The sequence below is a fragment of the Acidobacteriota bacterium genome, from assembly GCA_016703965.1.
Lineage (GTDB): Bacteria > Acidobacteriota > Blastocatellia > Pyrinomonadales > Pyrinomonadaceae > OLB17.
The window spans coordinates 664663-686580 of record JADJBB010000021.1; the positions used below are offsets into that span (position 1 = coordinate 664663).

Annotated in this window: 22 protein-coding genes; 8 read left to right on the forward strand and 14 right to left on the reverse strand. The window is 52.3% G+C overall.

Annotation, left to right across the window (positions count from 1 at the left end; genetic code table 11):
• Nucleotides 1-126: 126 nt before the first annotated feature.
• On the reverse strand, nucleotides 127-2256 hold the full coding sequence (locus tag IPG22_10480; GenBank protein ID MBK6588707.1) for a sodium-translocating pyrophosphatase: 2130 nt from the start codon (nucleotides 2254-2256) through the stop codon (nucleotides 127-129).
• Nucleotides 2257-2387: 131 nt separating this feature from the next.
• Between IPG22_10480 and IPG22_10485 the strand changes: the two genes are divergently transcribed.
• The 8 genes from IPG22_10485 to IPG22_10520 all read left to right on the forward strand — a co-directional run bounded on the left by IPG22_10485 (nucleotide 2388) and on the right by IPG22_10520 (nucleotide 9125).
• On the forward strand, nucleotides 2388-2648 hold the full coding sequence (locus IPG22_10485; protein MBK6588708.1) for a hypothetical protein: 261 nt from the start codon (nucleotides 2388-2390) through the stop codon (nucleotides 2646-2648).
• A 131-nt stretch (nucleotides 2649-2779) separates the two neighbouring features.
• Complete coding sequence (locus tag IPG22_10490) at nucleotides 2780-3199, forward strand: hypothetical protein (GenBank protein ID MBK6588709.1); 420 nt, start codon at nucleotides 2780-2782, stop codon at nucleotides 3197-3199.
• A gap of 261 nt (nucleotides 3200-3460) precedes the next feature.
• Nucleotides 3461-3874 (forward strand): DUF3052 family protein, encoded by a 414-nt coding sequence (locus tag IPG22_10495; protein MBK6588710.1) that lies wholly within the window; start codon nucleotides 3461-3463, stop codon nucleotides 3872-3874.
• Nucleotides 3875-3912: 38 nt separating this feature from the next.
• A complete protein-coding gene (locus IPG22_10500) occupies nucleotides 3913-4794 on the forward strand; it encodes a hypothetical protein (GenBank protein MBK6588711.1) in 882 nt (293 codons plus the stop codon).
• 62 nt (nucleotides 4795-4856) lie between these two features.
• The gene (locus tag IPG22_10505; protein ID MBK6588712.1) at nucleotides 4857-5462 is read left to right on the forward strand and encodes a YdeI/OmpD-associated family protein; all 606 of its coding nucleotides are present in this window, start codon (nucleotides 4857-4859) and stop codon (nucleotides 5460-5462) included.
• 82 nt (nucleotides 5463-5544) lie between these two features.
• Nucleotides 5545-7062: a DUF853 family protein gene (locus IPG22_10510; GenBank protein MBK6588713.1), complete on the forward strand. Its 1518-nt coding sequence runs from the start codon at nucleotides 5545-5547 to the stop codon at nucleotides 7060-7062.
• Between the two features lie 12 nt (nucleotides 7063-7074).
• A complete protein-coding gene (locus tag IPG22_10515; protein MBK6588714.1) occupies nucleotides 7075-7566 on the forward strand; it encodes an SRPBCC domain-containing protein in 492 nt (163 codons plus the stop codon).
• 107 nt (nucleotides 7567-7673) lie between these two features.
• A complete protein-coding gene (locus tag IPG22_10520; protein MBK6588715.1) occupies nucleotides 7674-9125 on the forward strand; it encodes an SDR family oxidoreductase in 1452 nt (483 codons plus the stop codon).
• Nucleotides 9126-9131: 6 nt separating this feature from the next.
• On the opposite strand, the gene IPG22_10525 is transcribed toward IPG22_10520, so the two are convergent.
• From IPG22_10525 to IPG22_10585, 13 genes are all read right to left on the reverse strand, one after another.
• Nucleotides 9132-10307: a DUF1343 domain-containing protein gene (locus tag IPG22_10525; protein ID MBK6588716.1), complete on the reverse strand. Its 1176-nt coding sequence runs from the start codon at nucleotides 10305-10307 to the stop codon at nucleotides 9132-9134.
• Between the two features lie 151 nt (nucleotides 10308-10458).
• Complete coding sequence (locus tag IPG22_10530) at nucleotides 10459-10788, reverse strand: YegP family protein (GenBank protein ID MBK6588717.1); 330 nt, start codon at nucleotides 10786-10788, stop codon at nucleotides 10459-10461.
• Nucleotides 10789-10893: 105 nt separating this feature from the next.
• Nucleotides 10894-11373 (reverse strand): hypothetical protein, encoded by a 480-nt coding sequence (locus IPG22_10535; GenBank protein MBK6588718.1) that lies wholly within the window; start codon nucleotides 11371-11373, stop codon nucleotides 10894-10896.
• Between the two features lie 21 nt (nucleotides 11374-11394).
• A complete protein-coding gene (locus IPG22_10540) occupies nucleotides 11395-11682 on the reverse strand; it encodes a hypothetical protein (GenBank protein ID MBK6588719.1) in 288 nt (95 codons plus the stop codon).
• 12 nt (nucleotides 11683-11694) lie between these two features.
• Nucleotides 11695-12438 (reverse strand): succinate dehydrogenase/fumarate reductase iron-sulfur subunit, encoded by a 744-nt coding sequence (locus tag IPG22_10545; protein MBK6588720.1) that lies wholly within the window; start codon nucleotides 12436-12438, stop codon nucleotides 11695-11697.
• Between the two features lie 45 nt (nucleotides 12439-12483).
• The gene (locus IPG22_10550; protein ID MBK6588721.1) at nucleotides 12484-12861 is read right to left on the reverse strand and encodes a GxxExxY protein; all 378 of its coding nucleotides are present in this window, start codon (nucleotides 12859-12861) and stop codon (nucleotides 12484-12486) included.
• Between the two features lie 94 nt (nucleotides 12862-12955).
• Nucleotides 12956-14764 (reverse strand): fumarate reductase/succinate dehydrogenase flavoprotein subunit, encoded by a 1809-nt coding sequence (locus IPG22_10555; GenBank protein ID MBK6588722.1) that lies wholly within the window; start codon nucleotides 14762-14764, stop codon nucleotides 12956-12958.
• 66 nt (nucleotides 14765-14830) lie between these two features.
• Nucleotides 14831-15271 carry an IS200/IS605 family transposase gene (tnpA, locus tag IPG22_10560; GenBank protein ID MBK6588723.1) on the reverse strand — a complete coding sequence of 147 codons (441 nt, stop codon included), beginning with the start codon at nucleotides 15269-15271 and terminating at the stop codon, nucleotides 14831-14833.
• Nucleotides 15272-15415: 144 nt separating this feature from the next.
• Nucleotides 15416-16216 carry a succinate dehydrogenase gene (locus IPG22_10565; GenBank protein ID MBK6588724.1) on the reverse strand — a complete coding sequence of 267 codons (801 nt, stop codon included), beginning with the start codon at nucleotides 16214-16216 and terminating at the stop codon, nucleotides 15416-15418.
• A 104-nt stretch (nucleotides 16217-16320) separates the two neighbouring features.
• On the reverse strand, nucleotides 16321-18597 hold the full coding sequence (locus IPG22_10570; GenBank protein MBK6588725.1) for a glucoamylase: 2277 nt from the start codon (nucleotides 18595-18597) through the stop codon (nucleotides 16321-16323).
• A 106-nt stretch (nucleotides 18598-18703) separates the two neighbouring features.
• Nucleotides 18704-19915, reverse strand: coding sequence for an alginate lyase family protein (locus IPG22_10575; GenBank protein MBK6588726.1), 1212 nt, complete (start codon nucleotides 19913-19915; stop codon nucleotides 18704-18706).
• Nucleotides 19916-19944: 29 nt separating this feature from the next.
• Nucleotides 19945-20496, reverse strand: a complete 552-nt coding sequence (locus IPG22_10580; protein MBK6588727.1) for a hypothetical protein — start codon at nucleotides 20494-20496, stop codon at nucleotides 19945-19947.
• 17 nt (nucleotides 20497-20513) lie between these two features.
• A complete protein-coding gene (locus IPG22_10585; protein MBK6588728.1) occupies nucleotides 20514-21917 on the reverse strand; it encodes a family 10 glycosylhydrolase in 1404 nt (467 codons plus the stop codon).
• Nucleotide 21918: the final 1 nt, after the last annotated feature.

Sequence of the window (21918 nt, forward strand, 5' to 3'; positions counted from 1 at the left end):
TCACTCGCAGCACGGTTTTTGTGATACCTAAGATCGTAAATTGGTATGCCTAAAAACCATCGGGCCACTTGTCAGTAGTTCTGACAGTGGCCCAATAGTCTTAATAATCGTCCAGAACGCGAGGATCTATCTCGAAATTCCGGAAATGAAAGGTGCGATGACCAACGACACAATTGACATCAGCTTGATCAGGATGTTCATCGAGGGACCCGATGTGTCTTTGAACGGATCACCGACCGTGTCTCCTGTAACAGATGCTTTGTGGGGCTCCGATCCTTTGTAGTACATCTCTCCGTTTATCTCGACGCCTTTTTCAAACGACTTTTTCGCATTGTCCCATGCACCGCCGGCATTTGACTGGAAGATCCCCATCAGAACTCCGGATACGGTGACACCCGCGAGCAAGCCGCCCAGAACCTCGGGCCCGAATGTAAACCCGACGAGAACCGGAGTGATCAGAGCGATGGCTCCCGGCATCATCATTTGTCTGATCGATGCGTTGGTTGAAATGGCAACGCATTTTTCGTATTCCGGCTTAGCTTTGTGCTCCATAATGCCCGGAATCTCGCGGAACTGGCGGCGAACTTCTTCAACCATTTCCATCGCGGCCTTACCAACCGCCTGGATGCACAACGCCGAAAAGATGAACGGGATCATTCCACCGACAAACAGGCCGGCGAGGACGTTCGCTTTGTAGATGTCGATACGGTCGATGCCGGCCATTCCGACGAAAGCTGCGAACAAAGCGAGCGATGTCAGGGCTGCTGATGCGATCGCAAAGCCCTTTCCGGTTGCGGCCGTTGTATTTCCGACTGCATCGAGATTGTCCGTTCTTTCGCGTACCTCAGGCGGCAGCTGGCTCATTTCCGCGATACCGCCGGCGTTGTCGGCGATCGGGCCAAAGGCATCGATCGCGAGCTGCATGGCTGTTGTCGCCATCATGCCGGCAGCGGCAATAGCCACACCATACAAACCTGCAAAATAGTATGAAGCGATGATACCGCCGGCGAGCGTCAGTACGGGGATGACCGTCGACTTCATGCCGACCGACAAGCCGCCGATGATATTTGTCGCGTGCCCGGTTGAGGATTGGCGAACGATCGACAGCACCGGCTTTTTGCCCATGGCGGTGAAATATTCAGTAACGATACTCATGATCGCACCGACAATGCTGCCGACGACGATAGCACCGAATACACCGTTTCGGGTGAAAGCGGCTCCACGAGCCGGGTTGGACCACGTCAAGTTTTCGGGCAGCATCCACATCACAACGAAATACGAAGCGATGACCGTTAGCACGATCGACGACCAATTGCCGATATTCAGAGCATTTTGGACGCTGGATTTATCGTCCTTGATCGTGACCAGTGCGCAGCCGGCGATCGAAAAAACGATGCCGAGACCGCAGATAACCATCGGCAACAGGATCGGCGACATGCCGCCGAATGAATCCACTACCTTGATCTCTTGTCCCAAAACCATGGTTGCAAGGATCGTCGCGACGTACGAACCGAAAAGATCGGCTCCCATACCGGCAACGTCGCCCACGTTATCGCCGACGTTATCGGCTATGGTCGCAGGGTTACGAACGTCGTCCTCGGGAATTCCCGCCTCGACCTTACCAACCAGGTCGGCCCCGACGTCGGCCGCTTTGGTATAAATACCACCGCCGACGCGTGCAAAGAGTGCGATCGACTCAGCTCCGAGCGAGAAACCGGTCAACACCTCGATCGCTGTCTTTACTTGATTTGCTCCCAGGCCCGCGAACAGTGCGAGGAAGGCAATGAACAGGCCGCCCAGTCCAAAAACCGCCAGGCCGGCAACGCCGAGGCCCATCACCGTTCCGCCGGTGAATGAGACTTTCAGTGCCTGTTTGAGGCTTGTGCGGGCAGCTTGGGTCGTGCGGACGTTTGCCTTGGTCGCGACCTTCATCCCGATGTAGCCCGCGGTCGCGGAGAAAACCGCACCGATTATAAAGGCGATCGAAATGACCCAGCTCGAGTGGATCTCTTTGCCGTTTACCTCATGGATCGTTCCGGAATAAGCGAGCAGTACGGCGGTGAATAGAACAAAGACGCTGAGCACTCGCCATTCGGCCTTCAAAAACGCCATCGCTCCGTCGGCAATATAGCCGGCGAGCTCCTGCATGTTCGGGTCACCCGCATCCTGCTTACTGACCCATGCCGACTTGATCGCCATCACGATCAACCCCAAAACTCCCAACGCGGGCACTAAATAAATCACGTAACTGTTCATATTGTGTTGTTATCTTTGTCCGAACGGCCACCGACAGGTGAACGTACGGTATCGGTGCACTCGTAAATATCAAAATTATCGATTATGTAGCAATTCGATGATTAAATCAATCGCAACTGGCGTCCGATCCGTTGTTTACCAATGATCAGCGAGAATTTGCGTTTACGATCATTCAAGAAAAGAACGCACTGCAAGATGTGTCGCTCAATGTGTCGTTTGTAGGACCAAAGTGCATATTGTATGACCAAACGCGACACATCCCTGACCGCTTTTCCGAGATATTTCGTAAAACCGTCCAAATCGCCAAAGGCCGCGAGCGTCAGGCAAGAGCGGCGAAAGCAAAGCTGGATCTTGGCGTGATCCGTGTTGTGGTCTTTAAAGGCTATTGGTGACGAATGAACACGAAACGGGCACGAAAAAAGCTTGACTTATATGGGATAGTGTGCTATCTATGAAATATTCAGGCAACGGCCTAAACCTAAAACCTAAAACCTAAAATCCAAATTCAAAGATCCGGAAAATTATGCAAACACTCGACAGACAATGTGAAAAATTCATGGGCGGTCCGACGGTTCCGTATTCGGAACGCGTCCACGCGACGATCGATGCCAAGGGCAAGATCTTCATAAACGGCAAGCTCCACCAGATGATGGGCCGCCCGACGGCGGTCTATCTCTATTACAACCGGCCAAAGAACATGATCGTCCTCGAACCGACCCAATGCGTTACCGCTGCCAACGCTTTTACGCTCAAGCCTCAGCAGCACGGCGGCAGCCGCGTCATCTACGCAAACCCGTTCTGCAAACACTTCGGCATCCGCATCACCGCCGCCGAAAAATTCATCGACCCCGCGACCGACGCCGCCGGCTGCCTCTACCTAAAGCTAACCGAAACAGTAACTATCACCGTCGGCCCGAGGAAGAGAAAGAAGAGAACAAATTGATGCCCAGAACCGAATAGGTGATGTGATGATCGTCAGCCCGCGTAGCGGGTGTAAGCATAAAGCCACGGGTGCAAACCCGTGGATAAGCGCACGATATATTGGAACCCGCGATAGCGGATGAAAATTGTCTGTGTTCATTCCAGATCGTTGACACCACGTTCTGCTGCCGTCTACGATGGCTTGGTAGATTTTTTACCGTATCCACGGGCTTACGCCGCGTTGCTTTATGCTGAGACCCGCTACGCGGGCCACGTTGAATTTATGAATACCGGATATTCGGCAACGCCGCTCTCAAAGAAGTTGGGGATGAAGGCGGGCATGGCGGTGTTGGCTGTGAATGCGCCTGATGATTATGGGCAGTTGGTTGCTCCGGTGCCGGATGGGGTGGAGATCTTTGAGGGCGGGCAGCGGGCCGATATAGAGATCGCGCATCTTTTCACGAACAGCCGCGACGAGCTTTTTTCCCAGCTTGCGGTGCTTCGGCATCGTATTAAACAGGACGGTTCGATCTGGGTCTCGTGGTACAAAAAGGCGGCGAAGCTGCCGACCGAGATCACCGAGGATACCATCCGCGAAGCCGCGTTTCCGCTCGGGCTGGTGGACGTCAAAGTTTGTGCGGTAGACGAGAAATGGTCAGGGTTGAAATTGGTTATTCGCAAAGAAAATCGGATATAATACGGTGCATTTCACGATCTGCGGAGGTATTGGCACATATGAAGTTCTGGCTTTTTATGTCGATGTCGTTGATCTCGACAGGTTTGGCTATACCGACTTTCTCACAACCGCCGTCCGACTGGCCCGCGCTTGAGACTCAGAGGACGGAGGTAGGAGTATGGCGGCCGCGGACTTCCGGGAGGAAAGGGCTTGATAAAGCCAGTATCAAGGAACTTGATGCCATACGCAGTGTTGATGCGGCTGACCGCTTGCGATATGCGGAATTTCTGAAAGGAGAAAATACTGGCATCTTCAAACTGTTTCCCGACCAAGGCTGTGTTCAAAAGCGATTGATCAACGTTGCCGGCGATTGTAGGGGATTTGTGCCGGACAGTTCACTTTATTCTTTCAGGGCCGGAAAATACGGCGGCGGCGACGTCGGTTATTTGAAGGATCGATTTATTAGCAAAGGACTATTTTCTCAATCGATCATGGTGTCGCTCGGCGACATGGCGATCGAGAATGTGACCGCTACTCATCTCCCTGTTAAACACCTTATTCATTATGTGCCGGCCACCACAGCTTGGGAAGCAGAAGCGTCTTCTAAACTCTTTACGAAAGGAGTTGCAGCAGGTGGTTACGTCTTTTCCGAGAGTGTTGTTACATCCGCCGGACCGACGTTCGCAGTAAGAAAGATCGAGTTTAATAGAAAGGGAAACGTAACCTATAAAACGCCATATGGTGAATTGAGTCTTGAGAGGGTTCTTCGATATAAAGAACGCAACGATTCGGTCTATGTATTCCGCGTTATTCGAAGGGACGAAGCGGGAGTCTTGACGCTCGTATGGAAGCAGTTATCGAGGAAGGACGCACCGGCGATCGTATTTAAAAAAGGCGACAAATATCCGGATCTCGGGGGAATGGATTTTTTAAGAAACTGATAAGGGAGCCCTTACTTCTTGCGGGCTTCGGCAACGAACAGTTTTTGCAGTATAGTAGCGCTATGCCGACGATAGATCCGCGAGTTGACGCGTATATTGAGAAGTCGAACGATTTTGCGAAGCCGATACTTCGCCACATTCGGGCTCTGGTTCACGAGGCTTGTCCTGATCTGACGGAGACTATGAAGTGGAGCTTTCCGCATTTCGACTACAAAGGGATGTTTTGCAGCATGGCGTCGTTCAAGGGGCATTGTGCTTTCGGTTTTTGGAAGCATTCGCTGATGGACGATGCGGCTTTGCCGAGCGAAAAGACGGCGATGGGCAGCTTTGGGCGGATCACCGCGATCAGCGACCTGCCCGACGACGAGACGATGAAGGCGCTCATCATCAAGGCCGTAAAGCTCAACGACGACGGTGTAAAAGTGGTAAAGACGAAGCCTGCTGCCGAAAGAAAAGAGTTGGTCGTGCCCGATATTTTACTCGAAGCCCTCGCTCGCGACGAGGCTGCGGCCGCGACGTTTAACAATTTTCCATATTCGAAAAAGAAGGATTACGTTGAATGGATATCAGGAGCGAAATCAGAAGCGACTCGCGATAAACGGCTGGCCACCACCATCGAATGGCTCGCTGAGGGCAAGGCGAGGAACTGGAAGTACGAAAATTGCTAAGAGCAGTGGTCAGTTATCGGTTGTCAGTGGCCAGTTAGGAGCTTCTGACAACTGACAACTGACCACCGATAACTACACATATATGACAGAACCAATTCTCGTTGCCAAAATTGATGCCAACGAATTTTTCCTTTTGCCGCAGATGGCCAATCGCCACGGCGTTATTACAGGTGCGACCGGAACGGGTAAAACCGTTACGCTGCAAAAGCTAGCTGAGGGATTTAGCTCGCGCGGTGTTCCGGTTTTTATGGCCGATATCAAAGGTGACCTGACCGGGGTTACGCAAATTGGCGGCGGCAATCCGAAGATCGACGCGCGTAATACCCAGCTCGGCATCACGCCCGCTTTCGAACAATTTCCGGCGACGGTGTGGGATGTTTTTGGCAAGCAAGGGCATCCGCTGCGGGCGACGGTTTCGGAAATGGGGCCGCTGCTGCTCTCGCGGCTTTTGCAGCTCAACGACACACAGGAAGGCGTGCTGTCGATCGCGTTCAAGTGGGCCGACGACAACGGGCTCATGCTGCTCGACCTGAAGGATCTGCAGGCACTGATGCAGTATGTCGGCACGAATGCCGATGAATTGACGCTGCAGTACGGCAACGTCTCGACCGCTTCGGTCGGTGCGATCCAACGCGGGCTTTTGCAGATCGATGAGCAGGGCGGCGATCAATTCTTTGGCGAACCAGCCGTCAAGCTCGAAGATTTCATGCAGACCGTCGGCGGAAAAGGCGTTTTGAACCTGCTCGCGGCCGATCAGCTCATTAATGCTCCAAAACTATATTCGACGTTCCTGCTCTGGCTGCTTTCCGAGCTTTTTGAATCGCTGCCCGAAGCCGGCGACCTTGAAAAACCGAAGCTCGTTTTCTTCTTCGACGAAGCGCATCTGCTTTTTTCAGACGCTCCGCAGGCTCTGATCGATAAGGTCGAGCAGGTCGTTCGACTGATCCGTTCCAAGGGTGTCGGCGTTTATTTTGTCACGCAAAACCCGGCCGATATTCCGGAAAAGGTTCTCGCTCAACTCGGCAACCGTGTTCAGCACGCCCTCAGGGCTTACACTCCGCAGGAGCAGAAAGGCGTTCGTGCGGCGGCGAGCTCGTTCCGCGTAAATCCGAAGATCGATACTGAAACCGTCATCACCGAACTCGGCGTCGGTGAGGTTTTGATCTCGACGCTCGATGAGAAGGGCGTTCCGACCATGGTGGATCGTGCTTTCGTCGTGCCGCCGGCCGGACATATCGGGCCGATCACGCCCGAACAGCGTCAACAATTGATCGCAAATTCGCTTGTTGCCGGTGTCTATGAAAACGCTGTCGACCGGGAATCCGCGTACGAACTGCTGCAGGTCAAAGCCGAGGCACGCGCCGCCGAACAGCAGCAGCTTGCCGAAGCCGAGGCCGCCGCGAAGGAAGCGGAAAAGGCAGCAAAGGACGAAGAGCGGGCAGCGAAGAGCAGCAGCCGTAATGATTCGCTCATCGAATCGGTAACGAAAAGCGTAGCCCGCTCCGCCAGCAGCTCGATCGGCCGCCAGATCGGCAACAGCATCGTTCGCGGTGTGCTGGGCAGCATCTTCGGCGGTAAGAGCAAGAAAAGCTGGTTTTAGGAGTTATATAGAATGGCTCGCGACTGGAGCACATTCACGCGTCGAATTACGGTCGGTTCGCCGATCCACGCCATCTATGAGGCGTGGGCGATCCCGTCCCAGATCGAGCGATGGTTCCTGCGGGCGGCGGAATATTCCGGTGCCGACGGCAGCCCACGCAATCAAGATCGCCCGGTCGAGCCCGGCGATCTTTATCACTGGCGATGGCACGGGTATCTCGATGACGTGAGCGAGAGCGGCATGATCGCGGAGGCTAACGGCCACGATCGATTTGCTTTCACATTTACGCAGAACTGCCTGGTAACCGTTACGATCAAAGAAGAAAGCGACGAGAGCGTCGTTGAACTAACGCAAAGCCGAATTCCTGACGATCCCGACCGCGGAATTTACGTCGATTGTTCCTACGGCTGGACATTCTACCTCGGCAATCTCAAATCCATCCTCGAAGGCGGCATCGACCTGCGAAACCGGAATATTCATATCAAAAACGTTGTAAACTGCTAGCGGGCAAGTGTTCGAAGCCAAAACGTCGGTGCAAAAAGACCTAGCGGTTTTGATCTGGTCGAGTCAGCATCGATGTCTAGACACGCTATGGTAGTAAACTACCATTAATGAGAATTCTACTCACCGGAGCCAACGGCTATATCGGCAAGCGACTTCTGCCTCTTCTAATACAGCAGGGGTGCGAGGTCGTCTGCGCGGTCCGCGATAAGGCCCGGTTTCCCGTCGATGGTTTCTATGCCGATCCGAAAGTTTCGGTGGTCGAGATCGACTTTCTAAAGGATAGTTCAGCTCGACCTGAGCTGCAGGAGATCGATGCCGCGTACTATCTGATCCATTCGATGAGTGACGACGACTCGTCCGGATTCGAAAAGCTGGAGGAGACCGCCGCATCGAATTTTGTTAAGTTGGTCGACCAAACATCCGCGAAACAGATCATCTATCTCGGCGGGATCACGAACGAGAAAATACTCTCGAAACACCTAGCGTCAAGGAAGAAAGTCGACGAGGTTCTGCGTACTAGCAAGGTTCCGGTGACGTCGCTCAAGGCCGCGATAATTGTCGGCTCGGGAAGCTCTTCGTTCGAGATCATCCGCGATCTGGCCGAGAAGCTCCCCATAATGATCACGCCGAAATGGCTGAATACAAAGACCCAGCCCATCGCTAGCCGCAACGTACTCGAATATCTGACCGGCGTCCTGATGCGCGAGGACACCTACGGACAGTCCTACGACATCGGCGGCCCGGACGTAATGACGTACAAGGAAATGCTGCTCCAATTTGCGGAAGTTCGCGGATTGAAACGGTATATTTTTACGGTTCCGATAATGACGCCAAAGCTTTCGTCATACTGGCTGTATTTTGTAACGAGCACGTCCTACCGGCTCGCCGTCAATCTGGTCAATAGTATGAAAGTCGAGGTCATCGCGGAGCCAAACGATCTCGGCAAACGACTCGGTATTCAACCGATGACCTACAGAGAGTCGGTGAAGCTCGCTTTTCAAAAAATTGGTCAGAACAGTGTGCTTTCAAGCTGGAAAGATTCGCTCGTCTCGAGCTATCGGGACAATTCCTTGCGTGAGCATCTAGAAGTGCCGGTTAACGGGTGCTTTGTTGACGAACGGCATATCCCGATCACAACTGACGTTGATCAGGTGCTCGACAACATCTGGTCGATCGGCGGGAAGCGCGGCTGGTATTACACGAACTGGCTGTGGTCGATCAGAGGCATTATGGACAAGATGTTTGGCGGCGTCGGGCTTCGTCGTGGCAGGACCAACCTCAACAGCATTAACGCGGGTGATACGCTCGATTTTTGGCGTGTTTTGGTTGCCGACAAATCGCAAAAAAGGCTATTGCTTTATGCCGAAATGAAGCTGCCCGGCGAAGCCTGGCTGGAATTCATGATCGTCGAAAAGGACGGGCAAGACTATCTGAAACAAACAGCCACGTTCCGTCCCAAGGGCCTTTTCGGCCGCCTATATTGGTACTCGGTCCTGCCGTTCCACTATTTCGTGTTTCAAGGAATGGCAGAAAATATCGTCAGCTTTAAGCCGTCTTAAATTTGATCAATACATCAAATACGGCTTCCTCGCCTCGCGGAACGCGGCCAGCCCGTCGGCCCAATCTGCCTCGATCTCGGCGAGCGAGACGCCGCTTTCGATCTGTTTACGGATCTTATCCGTGCCGCAGACGACATCGAACGGGTTTACGTCAAAGACATATTCGTACGCTTCCTGTTTCCACTGGAAGTGCTCTGTGTACATATCGTAGGCGGTCTTGATCATGGCGATTCCGACGATGACGGGCGTGAAGGCCTCGCGGTCGGTGACGTGGATCTGGACGCCGCCGCATGTTTGTTCGGCGCATTTTTGGAATGTCGGGCGGAAAAAGACGTGACGGAATTTAACTCCCTCAAAGTTGAATTTTTCCAGCTCGCGAACCCATTCGTAAGGATCAATAAACGGTGCGCCGTTCAGCTCGAATGGTTTGGTAGTACCGCGGCCTTCGCTTATCTCGGTGCCCTCGATATGAACGGTCGCAGGGAAAACGACGCAACTGTCGACGGTCGGAATGTTCGGCGAAGGCAGGATCCAAGGCAAACCGGTATGGTCGCCCCACATTTCACGGCCCCAGCCACCCATTTTTACAACCGTCAGGTCGCAGCCGATCCCGAAATGTTCGTTGAACATCTGCGCGAGCTCGCCGATCGTCATTCCGTGTCGGGTCGGCAATTCGAATTGGCCGACAAAAGATTTGAACTCGTGTTCAGTGATGTTCCCCTCGACGCCCAGGCCGTTGATCGGATTCGGCCGGTCGCAGACGATCACTTTTTTGCCGAACTGTTTCGCCGCCCGCATACAGTTCGCCATCGTATAAACGAACGTGTAGATGCGGCAGCCGACGTCCTGCAGATCGATGACAAAGGCATCGATGTCCTTGACCATATCCTCCGTCGGTTCGCGCGTTTCGCTGTAGAGCGAGTAAACGGGCTTGCCTGTGCGTTCGTCGACAGTGTGCGGTGTCTCGATCATGTTGTCCTGCACATCGCCGCGAATCCCATGCTGCGGGCCAAAGAGCGTTGTCAGCTGAAATTCGCTGCATTCACCAAAGGCGTCAGCCGCGTGGACAAATGTATCAGGAATGACCGAGGCCTGATTACATACAAGGCCGATGCGAAGCCCTCGAATAAGGCCGATCTTGTCGGAAAGGAGACGTTCGATACCAAGGATTGTTCTATACATAGAGATAAGACCGGAACCACTAAAGAACACGAAATGGCACTAAAGCAATCAATTCAATTTGGTGTTTTATTCGTGGTTACTAACCGAGTTAACAGCAAAATAGCCCGAGCTCGACGCCAGGGCTATTGTTATTTTTTTGATCTAAAAAGCACTAGACTTCGACAGTCGTTGCGTCGGGAGCGTTCTTTTTGACGGATTCGATGCCATTTTCCATAGAGGCGACCGACTCATACATTTCGCTTTTTCCGATCACCTGGCCGTTCGAGGCTTTGAGGTTGAAATACGGTTTGCCGTTCGATGATTCTTTTCGTTCAAAGCGAGCGTCGTCGCCGCCATTTTTCTGCACCGAAGCGATGCCATTTTCAGCTGCGGCCTTCGATTCATACATTTCGCTCGAGAGGATGATCTGGCCATTGCCGGCCTTTAGATTGAAGTGATATTTGCCGTTTGCACTCACCTTTAACTCAAATTTACCTGCCATAATATTTGTCTCCTTAACAAAAATACTTAATAGAACAAGCTAGTGATAATACAACTGTTTGCAGCGAATAAACTATCGCACAAGCCACGCTAAGCCGCAAGCAAACTACTCGATAAAATCGTCCGGCATGTCGCGAGGTTCGAGGTTGTTGCGGTTGATGATGCGGGCACATCCATTCCACCTCAGGATCGGATCATCGTTTCCGGCGGGCCGCATCGCTTCGGCGGTTTCAAAGCAGTCCATTGCCTGACGAAATAGCTCGTATGCGCCGATACCATTTTTGGCGAGAACTGCCTTGGCACGACGCTCATACATGATGCCTGTGTAGTATGTGCGTTCGTAGTCGCTCTTGATGCGCGTGACGAATTCAGTTATCCGGGCATCGCCGATCGCGTAGTCCTTGCCAAAACGGTCGCTCATCGCGAGGACAAGATTTTTCAGGGCTTCCTGATTCTCAGGATCTATGGCGAGAATATCGAGATAGATGCTCTCGGCTGCTCCGGGTTCGTTGAGGAGGCGATAGCGATTGGCTTTTTCGAGTGCGGCGGGAATCGCCTCGACGTGTAACGGTTTTAATTCGAACATGTTAGTTTCCCTTCGAGAGAGCTACTGTACATCCATACTCTGGGCAGCAAAAGCCTTTTCATTTCGCCGCCAGTTAATAAAACCCATGATCCCGCCGAACAGAGTACCATGAAAAAAGAACGTCACCCAAGTACGCGTCATGGTGAAATACTGCCCAAACGTCTGATCAGCATCCGCTAAAAAGAAATAGCCGACAACCTGCAATATAACGGCAAAAGGGCCGCCTGTGAATAGGACACCCTCGATCAACAAAAAACGGACGATGCCGCGAGCTCTTTTTTCGGCCCAAGCGGCCTGTGAATACTTCATTTAACGATCCGACTACTTCTTTCTAAACAATTTTACCAGTTTTCCGATCGGATCGTAATGTTCGTCAACCACGCGTTCCTTGAGTGGAATGATAGCGTTATCGGTGATCGTAATATGCTCCGGGCAAACCTTAGTGCAGCATTTAGTGATGTTGCAGTAGCCGATGCCGAATAGTTCCTTTAGATCCTCGGTTCGGTTCTCCGTATCGAGCGGGTGCATCTCTAATGCAGCCGTATAGACCAGAAATCGCGGGCCAATGAATTCCTGGTGCTTTTCATGATCGCGAAGCACGTGGCAGACGTCCTGACATAGGTAGCACTCGATGCATTTACGGAATTCCTGCACGCGGTCGATATCTTCCTGCTGCATTCGCCATGTTCCGTCCTCGGCGTCTGGTTTACGGGGTTTGAATTTCTTGATGCGTTTTTTGACCTCGTAATTCCAACTTACGTCGGTGATCAGATCCTTGACCGGCGGAAAGGCTCGCATTGGTTCGATGGTCACGGGCTCGTCGAGCGGAATAGTATCGAGCCTCGTCATGCACATCAGCTTCGGCATGCCGTTGATCTCAGCCGAGCACGAACCGCACTTGCCGGCTTTACAGTTCCAACGGCAAGCCAGATCCGGTGCCGACTCAGCCTGTATCTGATGCACCGCATCAAGCACAACCATTCCCTCGGTCACATCGGTCCGATAATCGACCATCTCCGCCGTCTCACGCCCACCACGTCTGATACTAAATGTTGCTTGTGCCATAGGAAATAGTAACCACTAAAAAACACGAAAAAGCACTAAAATGAGTTAAAGCACGTATCGTTTCCATTCGAGATGCGGTGTGCTTCCAAAATTTGCTAAGACTCCTAATTTCATTTTTGTGATCTTTAGATAGTTTAGGAGTTGAGCAACCTCAATATTTGAAAGCTTCGGCAATACCTTGAGCTCAAGAATTATCTCTCCGAAACACACGAAATCAGGACAATACTTCTTTTCCAACAATACATCCTTGTAATACAATTCCAACGGTTTTTCACGTTCAAACGGAATCGATCTTTTTGTAAACTCAACCGCCAAAGCCTCTTGGTAAATTGGTTCGAGGAAGCCGATCCCGAGCGTCTTATATACTTCGAACATTGCCCCCGCAATCAGGTAAACCTCTTCCTTATACAACAACTCGGACATAAGATTTTGGAACCACGAAAGGACACCAAAAAAACACCAAATTAGGAATTCTTTTTTCGTGTTTCTTTCGTGTATTTTAGTGGTTACTATCTTTCTATCCCATTTCCTTAATAACCTCTTTCAAATAATCCGGCATTTCCGGAATCGGAATTTTTGAGATCGCCATCGCGCCGTCTTCGGTCTTTTTGAGGGCGAAGTTGAATTTGGCAAATTCCGGATCTTTTGCCTGGAAATCTTCGCGAAAATGGCCGCCGCGGCTCTCCGTGCGTTCGATTGCCGCCCGGGCGATGGCTTCGGAGACGATGAGCAGGTTGTGCAGGTCGAGTGCCGTGTGCCAGCCGGGGTTGAAATCGATGTTGCCGGGGACAAATGTCCGTGCGGCTCGGTTTCTGAGAATATCGAGGCCGTTCAGAGCCTCGATCATCTCGTCCTGTGTGCGGACGATGCCGACATTTGCCTGCATCAATTCCTGCAGATCGTGTTGGATCGTGTACGGATTCTCCCCGCCTTCTCGTTCAAATGGTTCGAGTGCGCTTTTCGCGATCTTGGCGACCTGGTCGTTGTCGATCGTGCCGTGGCCGTTCTCTTTGGCAAAGATCGCGGCATATTCACCGGCTCGCTTGCCGAAAACGATGAGATCTGAGAGTGAATTGCCCCCGAGACGGTTCGCACCGTTGATACCTGCCGCGCATTCACCTGCCGCGAATAATCCAGGTACGGTCGATGCCTGCGTATCCGCATCAACCCGAATGCCGCCCATCACATAATGCGTCGTCGGCCCAACCTCCATCGGTGTGGTCGTGATGTCGAGATTCGCGAGCTGCTTGAACTGGTGATACATCGACGGAAGCTTCTTCTTAATGTGGTCCGGTGCGTTTTGTATCTTTTCTTTGATCCAGGCGATGTCGAGGTAAACTCCGCCGTGCGGCGAACCGCGTCCGGCTTTGACCTCGCGCATGATGCAGCGGGCGACGTGGTCGCGGGTAAGGAGTTCGGGCGGGCGTCGGGCGTTTTTGTCACCGGTCACGTATCGCCAGCCTTCCTCTTCGTTGTCGGCGGTTTGGTCTTTGTAGTTGTCCGGAATGTCGTCGAACATGAACCGCTTGCCTTCGCTGTTACGCAAAATGCCGCCTTCGCCGCGGACGCCTTCGGTGACGAGAATTCCGCGAACCGACGGCGGCCAGACCATGCCGGTCGGGTGGAACTGGATAAATTCCATATCGATCAGCTCAGCTCCGGCGTCGTAAGCGAGAGCGTGGCCATCGCCAGTTCCTTCCCACGAATTAGAAGTGATCTTGTACGCCCGCCCGATGCCGCCGGTCGCCAGCACCAACGCCTTGCATTTATAAATGCGAAAACGCCCGTGTTCACGCTCATATGCGAGACAGCCGACCACGCGATCACCGTCTTTCAGCAGTGAAAGCACGGTGACCTCCATGTAAACCTCAATGCCCTGATGAATACCGTGATCTTGGAGCGTACGGATCAGCTCTAAACCGGTACGGTCGCCAACGTGAGCAAGCCTCGGATAGCGATGCCCGCCGAAATTTCGCTGGAGGATCTTGCCGTCTTTTGTGCGGTCAAAAACTGCACCCCAGGCCTCTAATTCTTTGACGCGGTCCGGGGCCTCTTTTGCATGAAGCTCGGCCATTCGCCAGTTATTTACGTATTGGCCGCCGCGCATCGTGTCAGCGAAATGTACCCGCCAATTGTCGCGGTCATCGACATTCCCCATCGCCGCCGCCATGCCGCCCTCAGCCATCACGGTGTGAGCCTTGCCGAGCAAGGACTTGCATATCAGCCCGACGCTCACACCCGAGCCCGAGGCCTCAATAGCCGCCCGAAGCCCCGCTCCACCAGCACCGATGACGATAACGTCGTGTTCAAATATTGGATAATCCATTCTTATCAGTTGCCACTAGCTTTAGCTAGTGGACTCAGCAAACAAAAGACAAGGCTTTAGCCGAAACTAGTGCGAATCAGGAAATCTATGAAAACCAGCTCGGACGAGAAAATTATCGAACTCTTGCTCAAACGTTGCTTGCCGATGATGCTCCTCTTGACTTGCTATATAACGCCGAACACTGTTCAAACCCGCCGGATTTACCGAAACAACAAAGTATTCGTTCTGCCATTCAAACTTATGGTTGGTGAGTCCGCTTTTGTTAATCCAAAATGAGGACTCGCCCTTTAAGAGCTGCATTATCTTTTCTATCGACTGATCGCTGCCAAGCGATATCAAGCAATGTACATGATCTATGTATCCGTTTATGTGATCGATAAATATACCTTTTGTTCTGGCATTCTCTCGGATATGTTGAAAAACAGACTGCCGGATGTTGTCACTGAGAAGTGGAGCATGATTTTTTGTCGCCCAAACAAAATGTAACCAGACCCTTATCCAAGGCATACGTGCTCAAGTTTGCGTAGCTTTATTTTAAGAATATTTCGGCTAAAGCCTATTTCCTTATCTACTTCTCTCCACTAGCTGAAGCTAGTGGCAACTGATGCTCGTTAGATCAGTTATTCCTTCCTTCCAAAGAACGTCTCATCGCTAAAAAAATCTGAAATCTTTCCAAACGCCCATCGAGCACATCCGCACGTAGATATCCGAAAACCCGACCACAAACAAGCTGATCCACGCGAATAACATGTGCCGTTTGTTCAGCGCGCTGACGCAGCCGTACGCTTTTTTCCTGATCGGTTTGTTCGAAAGCACGTCATAAACGCCGCCGACGAGATGCCGCAGGCTATGGCAGCTTAGGGTGTAGAAGCCGAGGCAAAAGACATTCGCCGTCAGGACGATAGTTCCTACGCCGATGCCAAAATGCTGTTTGCCGTCTGGGCCGAGGAACCACATCGCATTCCACGCGTCGTAGGCGAGGAAGAACAAAAATATTAGTGCAAGATAGAGAAAATAGCGATGGATGTTTTGCATAACCAGCGGGAACCAGTTTTCGCCGCGATAGCCTTTGCGCGGTTCGCCAACGGCACAGGCGATCGGATCGGCCCACATGGCTTTGTAGTAGGCTCCGCGATAGTAATAGCACGTGAACCGAAATCCGCCGGGAGCCCACAGGATAAGCAAAGCGGGCGAAAACGGCAGCCACGACGGCAGCCAGCTCGGCGGCGGGCCGAAGAGCGCGTGAGGCGAATTTCCGAATATCTCAGGCGAATAGAACGGTGACAAATAATTGCCAAAGCTGTAATGCTGGCCCTGAAATGCTGCCCACGTTGAATACACAACGAACGCTCCAAGCCCAATGAAGGTCAGCAGCGGCGCGACCCACCAGTTGTCCCTGCGCATCGTCTGACCAAATCCTCGCCGCTGAATCGATACCAGATTAGATGCCATAAAGACGAACCTGCTGCTTATACGAGAATAACTAAATTGTCTGCTGAGAAGTTGATAAAATTTACGCGAAATCTGGTTCTAAGTCAAGGAAAATAAAGGATGTCTTATCGGTTTCCACTAACATATCGGTCGTAAACCACCTGCGGCGTGTCAAGGTTTTTTCCGGCTTTGATATTCGTCGCGAGGCGAATGAACTGTGCCATCGACCACGCAAGCGGCGTTGCCGAACCGGTGCCCTCGCCAAACTTCAGGTCGGGGACGAATTGTTTATCGGGAGATCTGAGATCTGGTTTGTCCCAGACTTGTTCGGGGATCATGAGGCCTTCGTTGGCGAATTTCGCCATCGCGTCGAGCCGATTATATCGCCAACCATCCATTTCCTTTTCGTTGCAATTGAATCCATCAAGTTGGATCTTTTTGATGGTTTCATTGCAAAGAGCGATTTCATATTGGCCGCGTTCGCCGGAAAGCAGAACCCATAAACGCCCTTTCCCTGTATATTTTCCGTCAAAGTTCCAACGCCGTCCGTCATCCATTTCGCCGTACCCGTCGTGGTTGTAGCGGTAGAAGCCGTCACCGTTCGGCGTTGTGACCTTGATGACTTGGTCGATAACCTTTACCGATTTGGCGATCAGCGGATCGTTCGCGGGTTTGAGGCCGAGGCGTACGAGTTCGAGGAAGCCCGCGTCGACGATGTCGCGTTCGTCATAGGTGCCGGAGCCGTTATTGATCTCGATCATTTCACCGGCATCGGGTTTGCCGTTCTGGGTGATGCGGAGGTAATAGTTGCCGTCGCCGTATTTGCCGGTTTTGGTCGCGGTCCAATTTTCGATATTGGCGTGCCAATTGTCGGCGGTTGCGAGATATTTTGCGGCGGAGGCTGTATCGCCGTTTCGCTTTGCAATGTCGGCGGCACACACGAGCCCGGCGATCTCGGCGGCGATGGTCGATGGCGAATAGCCGGATTCCTCTTCCCAACGCTCCTGCGGCGTCGCGGGGCCGTTTTTGACGATGAAATCGGCCGCTTTTTTCAGGTGATTTTCGTAAGTCGCCTTATCAAACCTTCCAAGCTGCCACGCCATAATCAGCGGAAAAGCGACCTCGTCCATCTGAAGCGAACCCCAGAAAGGCTTGCCGTCGAGCCACGAATTCTGCGGAAAACTGCCATCCGGCTTTTGCTGAACCTTCAGCAAAAAATCCAAAGCCCGCTCCGCCGCCGCCCTATCGCCAAGCGCCATGTACGCCGTAAAAACCTGATACAGATCGCGTGCCCAAACGAGATGATATCCGCCGACATTATTTTCGTTCGCATTCTCACCACCGCCCCACGGAACCGTCAAACTAGCAATATTCGCCCCACGCGCAGTCTTATCTTCAAGAGCCTTTAACTGCATCGCAGCCATGTTGAACTGGGCCTGGAATTTGGGATCGACTTTAGGGATGGTTTTGACGTAATCGGCCCACTCGCGTTCATACTCAACAAAAAGGCGTTCGACATAATCTGCAAATTTTGAGGCCTCCCGTTTTGGTGGTGTAGTCCAATCTTTGAACGCGTACTGAATCCACGATCTGAATGGCTCTTTGACTACGTCATCGATCGTTCGAGCAAACGACAGAGTTACAACGAAGTTCCTAGGGTGTGTAACGCGAGCGATCTGAACGATATTTCCACTTTCAGCATTTGTTTGTCGGCTGTTTATCGTTCCACCCTTGCGAAGCTGTGTAAGACCATCGTTCGGACCGATCGGACCTGTCCATGCTTCTTCCATCTTACCGCTGATATGGAGAAATGATGAGATCTCGCCGTCATAGCCAACGAATCCGGAGAGAACATCTTTTGATCTTTGATCCGAGGGATCAGATGGCTTAGCGAGGTAGTACGCGCCGCTGTCGTGCATGCCGCTATTTGCCAGAGAGGGATCGTAAAAGACGTACAATCGCAGGCCGCTCACTTTTGGCAGAAATTCAACTTTTATCAAGATGGAGTTACTTTTTTGATCGGCTGCATAGGTTTTAGAGATCTTCCATTTCCCTGACTTCGCCGTATTCACCTGCTGAAATGTCAGCGAATCAGGCCGTAGGACTTTGATCTCGTGGATCGCGTCGTCCTGCTCGGTTTCGACCTTTTTTGTTTTGGGATCGACGACGAGGAATTGCAGGAGGTGAACATTCGCAACCGTCACATCCGGATAATAAACCTCGGTCATCACGCCCTGAGCGAGTGTGAACCAGACCTTTGATTCGAGCGAAGCGGATGTGCCGACGGCTTGTTTACCGGCGGTCGCCCACTGGGCGTCCTTGCCTGGGCCGCCGGGTGAGATGGTTTGGGCTGTGATGGCGAGCGAGAAAAGAATTAACGACAGATGGATAAAGATGGACACGGATAAGAAACGGTACACAGGAAAGATTACCCACGTTTTGCTTTTAGCGCTGATTTCCATCTTTTCTTATCTGTGTCTATCCGTGTCCATCTGAGGTAAAACTCGACTAAAGCAGCAAAAGCCAGTCGCGGTCGTCTGGTGACATGGATGGGATCGCCGATAACGCGGCCTTGAATTTGTCGTCGCGGTATTTATCTTTGGCTTTCCTCATCTGGTCGTAGAGGCGTTCGCCGAGGAGCGGCTCGATCTGCTGGTATTCCCATTTTTTCTTGCCGTCGGCGAAGGGATACAGCCAGTCGAACGCCTTACGAATGCTGCGGCCGTCCGATGTTTGATAGCTCCAGAGGTCGATGCCGACAGCGTCGCCGAGCAGGGCGAGCTCAACAAATCCGCCCAGATTCATCGTGCTGTAGCTCCACGCCTTGGTGCGTTCGAGCTCGAGCGGCTGTTTGCCGTCGGGCTCGATCTGTTTGGCGATGCGGTTTGCTTTTGCCGATTCGATCAGCTTTTTGGCGATATCGGGTTTACCCGCGAACAAAGCGAACGATGCGACCTGAACGTCGTAGATCGTGCCGTGATTGTTCTTAGCCGCAGCCTCGTCGCGGCCGTTTTTGCTTTCGGTGAGCCACGTGACGTATTTGCCGAACCAGGTTTCGAGGCCGGCTTGATCGTCTTTTGTCCAGGCTTTTGAAGCCGCGAGCAATCCGATCGAGTCAACGACGCGGATCAGGCCGTGGGTCTCAATGATCCCGATACCGCGTCCCGTATTCAGCCCCGGTATTGCCTGCGCGTATTCCAGATGCGGGTTCATTTTCGTTTTTGCACCGAGGAACCACATCCGCAGGATCGTCGCGGCTCGTGCGGCATATTCTTCTTTTCCGGTGAAGTAATAGCCGATCGACAGCGTCTCGACGGTCTTTACCATGTCGTCCATCAGCGTGTGATCGGGATATTGCAGGATCTCGGGGTTTCGCTCGCCGTCGCGGCGGATGTATGGGAAGCCGGTTTTCGTGTCCGGATTCTTCCAGAAATACGGAGCCTGGCTCATGTAATCGTGCTTATCGCCGCTCGGCGGTGAGGCAGTTTTCGACGTAACGGGAGCGATCTCGACCTTTAGGGCCCTGTCAGCGTCTGACGTCAGCCGCTTGATCGAACGTACGTATTGCGCGGCGGTTTTTGGATCAAGAACCGCTTTGCGGCGTTCCTGCAGAGTTTTCGCGTTAAGCACGTACACTCTCGGTGCAGTCTGGCCCAAGGGAACAGTTGCTGAAATGAAAAATAATGAGATAAGAGAAAGCAAGCCTGTAAGTTTTCGCATTTTTCTGCTACTTGGATCGATCGAAGGAGCTATTTTGATAGTGTAAACTTACCATCTTTCCAAACAAGGTCGTGGAGCTTTTTGCCTTTGTTCCAGTCGGTGCCGTTCTCGTCTTTCTCAAAGACCTGAACGGTCGTACCGTTTCGCGGCAATTCGTAAACGTATTTTTCTTTGCTGTAATTCGCGATCGATTTACGCGAAACGTCGGTCCATTTCCCGGCTTTATAATCGAGAAAAACTGTCCACGGCGTATCCTCAATGCCGCCTTCGCCGTAGGTGTAAAAGCCGATCAGATAGCTGCCGTTCGGACGTTTGAAAAGGGCCATCACAAAGCCTTCCTGAGCCGCGTCGCCATAGCCGCTCATGTAGCCGTTAGCGGTGTCTTCGACCTTGAGATACCGTTTCAAATACTCTGGCTTTTGCTTCGATCTCGGCATGGTCATGCAGCAATCGAGGCTGAAATATTTGTCGGGCAGCACCATGAAGAAATCTCGCACGGTCTTCGGCGTTTTTGACTGAGCCGAGGCTGCCAATGGCAAGAGAGCAATTACGAATGTGAGCCAGATAAGTCGCTTTTTCATATCGGTTTAGACGAGTTTTACTTTCGTTTGAATATTCTAAACCCAAAACTGTCTAAACTTAGCGTTGGCAATGCGACATTTGCCTTCGCGGGCGGCTTTGATTTTTCATCGTCAGGCGGCAGCGGGTTGCCGATGTTTGGCGTGATCTCCTCAAAATTTCCGCTTGCTTCGACCGAGCCAAAAAACGGTGCGTTGGTCATGTTGATCGCGATCAGCAGTTCCTCATTGCCCGAGCGGCGTGTGAACGTCAGGACGCGGTTCTCGTCCGAATTCTTTAGCCAATTAACATCGCCGCGACGAAGGGCGACGCTGCTTTTTCGCAAAGAAGTCATTGCCTTGTAGAAACGCGGAAATTCGGGCCGGCGTTCAGCGAATTGCCAGAAGATCGGCAGCTTTTCGAATAGTGCCGGAGCACCGGATTCGGCGGTATCGCCAACTTCCATTCCGTTGTATATCAGCGGCACACCGTCGAGCGTGAAGGCGAGCGTCTGAGCCGCGAGAGCACCTTTCTCGCCAAATCGCACGATCGCCCGGCGTTCGTCGTGATTGTCGGAGAAACGCATGCGGATCGAGCCTTTCGCGAAAGTCGCGGCCTGCTCTTCCCATATCCTCCTCAAGGCTGACGCTGGCTTTACGCCCTGCATAACCTCGGTCAAAGCGCCGTGCATATTCCACGAATAATCGACATCGAAAGCTTTCACGAGCAGGTCCGCCTTTTCGGCTTCGGCGAGCCATATGGTATTTGCCTTTACTTTATCAACCTCGGCTCGGGCTTCTTCCCAGAAATCGGTCGGAATGAACAGCGCCACATCGCACCGAAAACCGTCGAGGTCGTAATCGCGGATCCAGCTTTTGAAATTCTCGATGATGTATTTCCGAACGGCCGGTTTTTCGTAATCGAGCCCCGCGACATCTGCCCAATCAGGAACGGGCGGAATGATCTCGCCTTTTTCATTCTTTTTGTAGAATTCTGGATGCTCGGTGATAAGTTTGTTGTCCCAGGCGGTATGGTTGACGACGACGTCGATGATGACTTTTAAGCCGCGTTTGTGGGCTTCGGCGACGAGGCGTTTGAGATCGGCGGGCGTTCCGTAATCGGGATTGACGCCGTAATAATCTCGAACCGCATATGGCGAACCGACCGAACCTTTCTTCTTGACCTGCCCGATCGGATGAACCGGCATCAGCCACAAAACATCGGCGCCAAGGTTCTTAATGCGGTCGAGATCTGCCGTGATCGAATTAAAATCGCCTTTTTGCGAATACGCGCGTTCCCAGATCTGATAGATAACCGCGTCGCGAATCCAATCTTGCGAGCTGCGAGCAGTTTCCTTAGAAACGTCCCGCGATGGCTGCTGGCCAAAAACGCAGCTCGCAAGAAAGATGGAAATTACCGAGAGTATTAAAATTCGCTTCTGCATA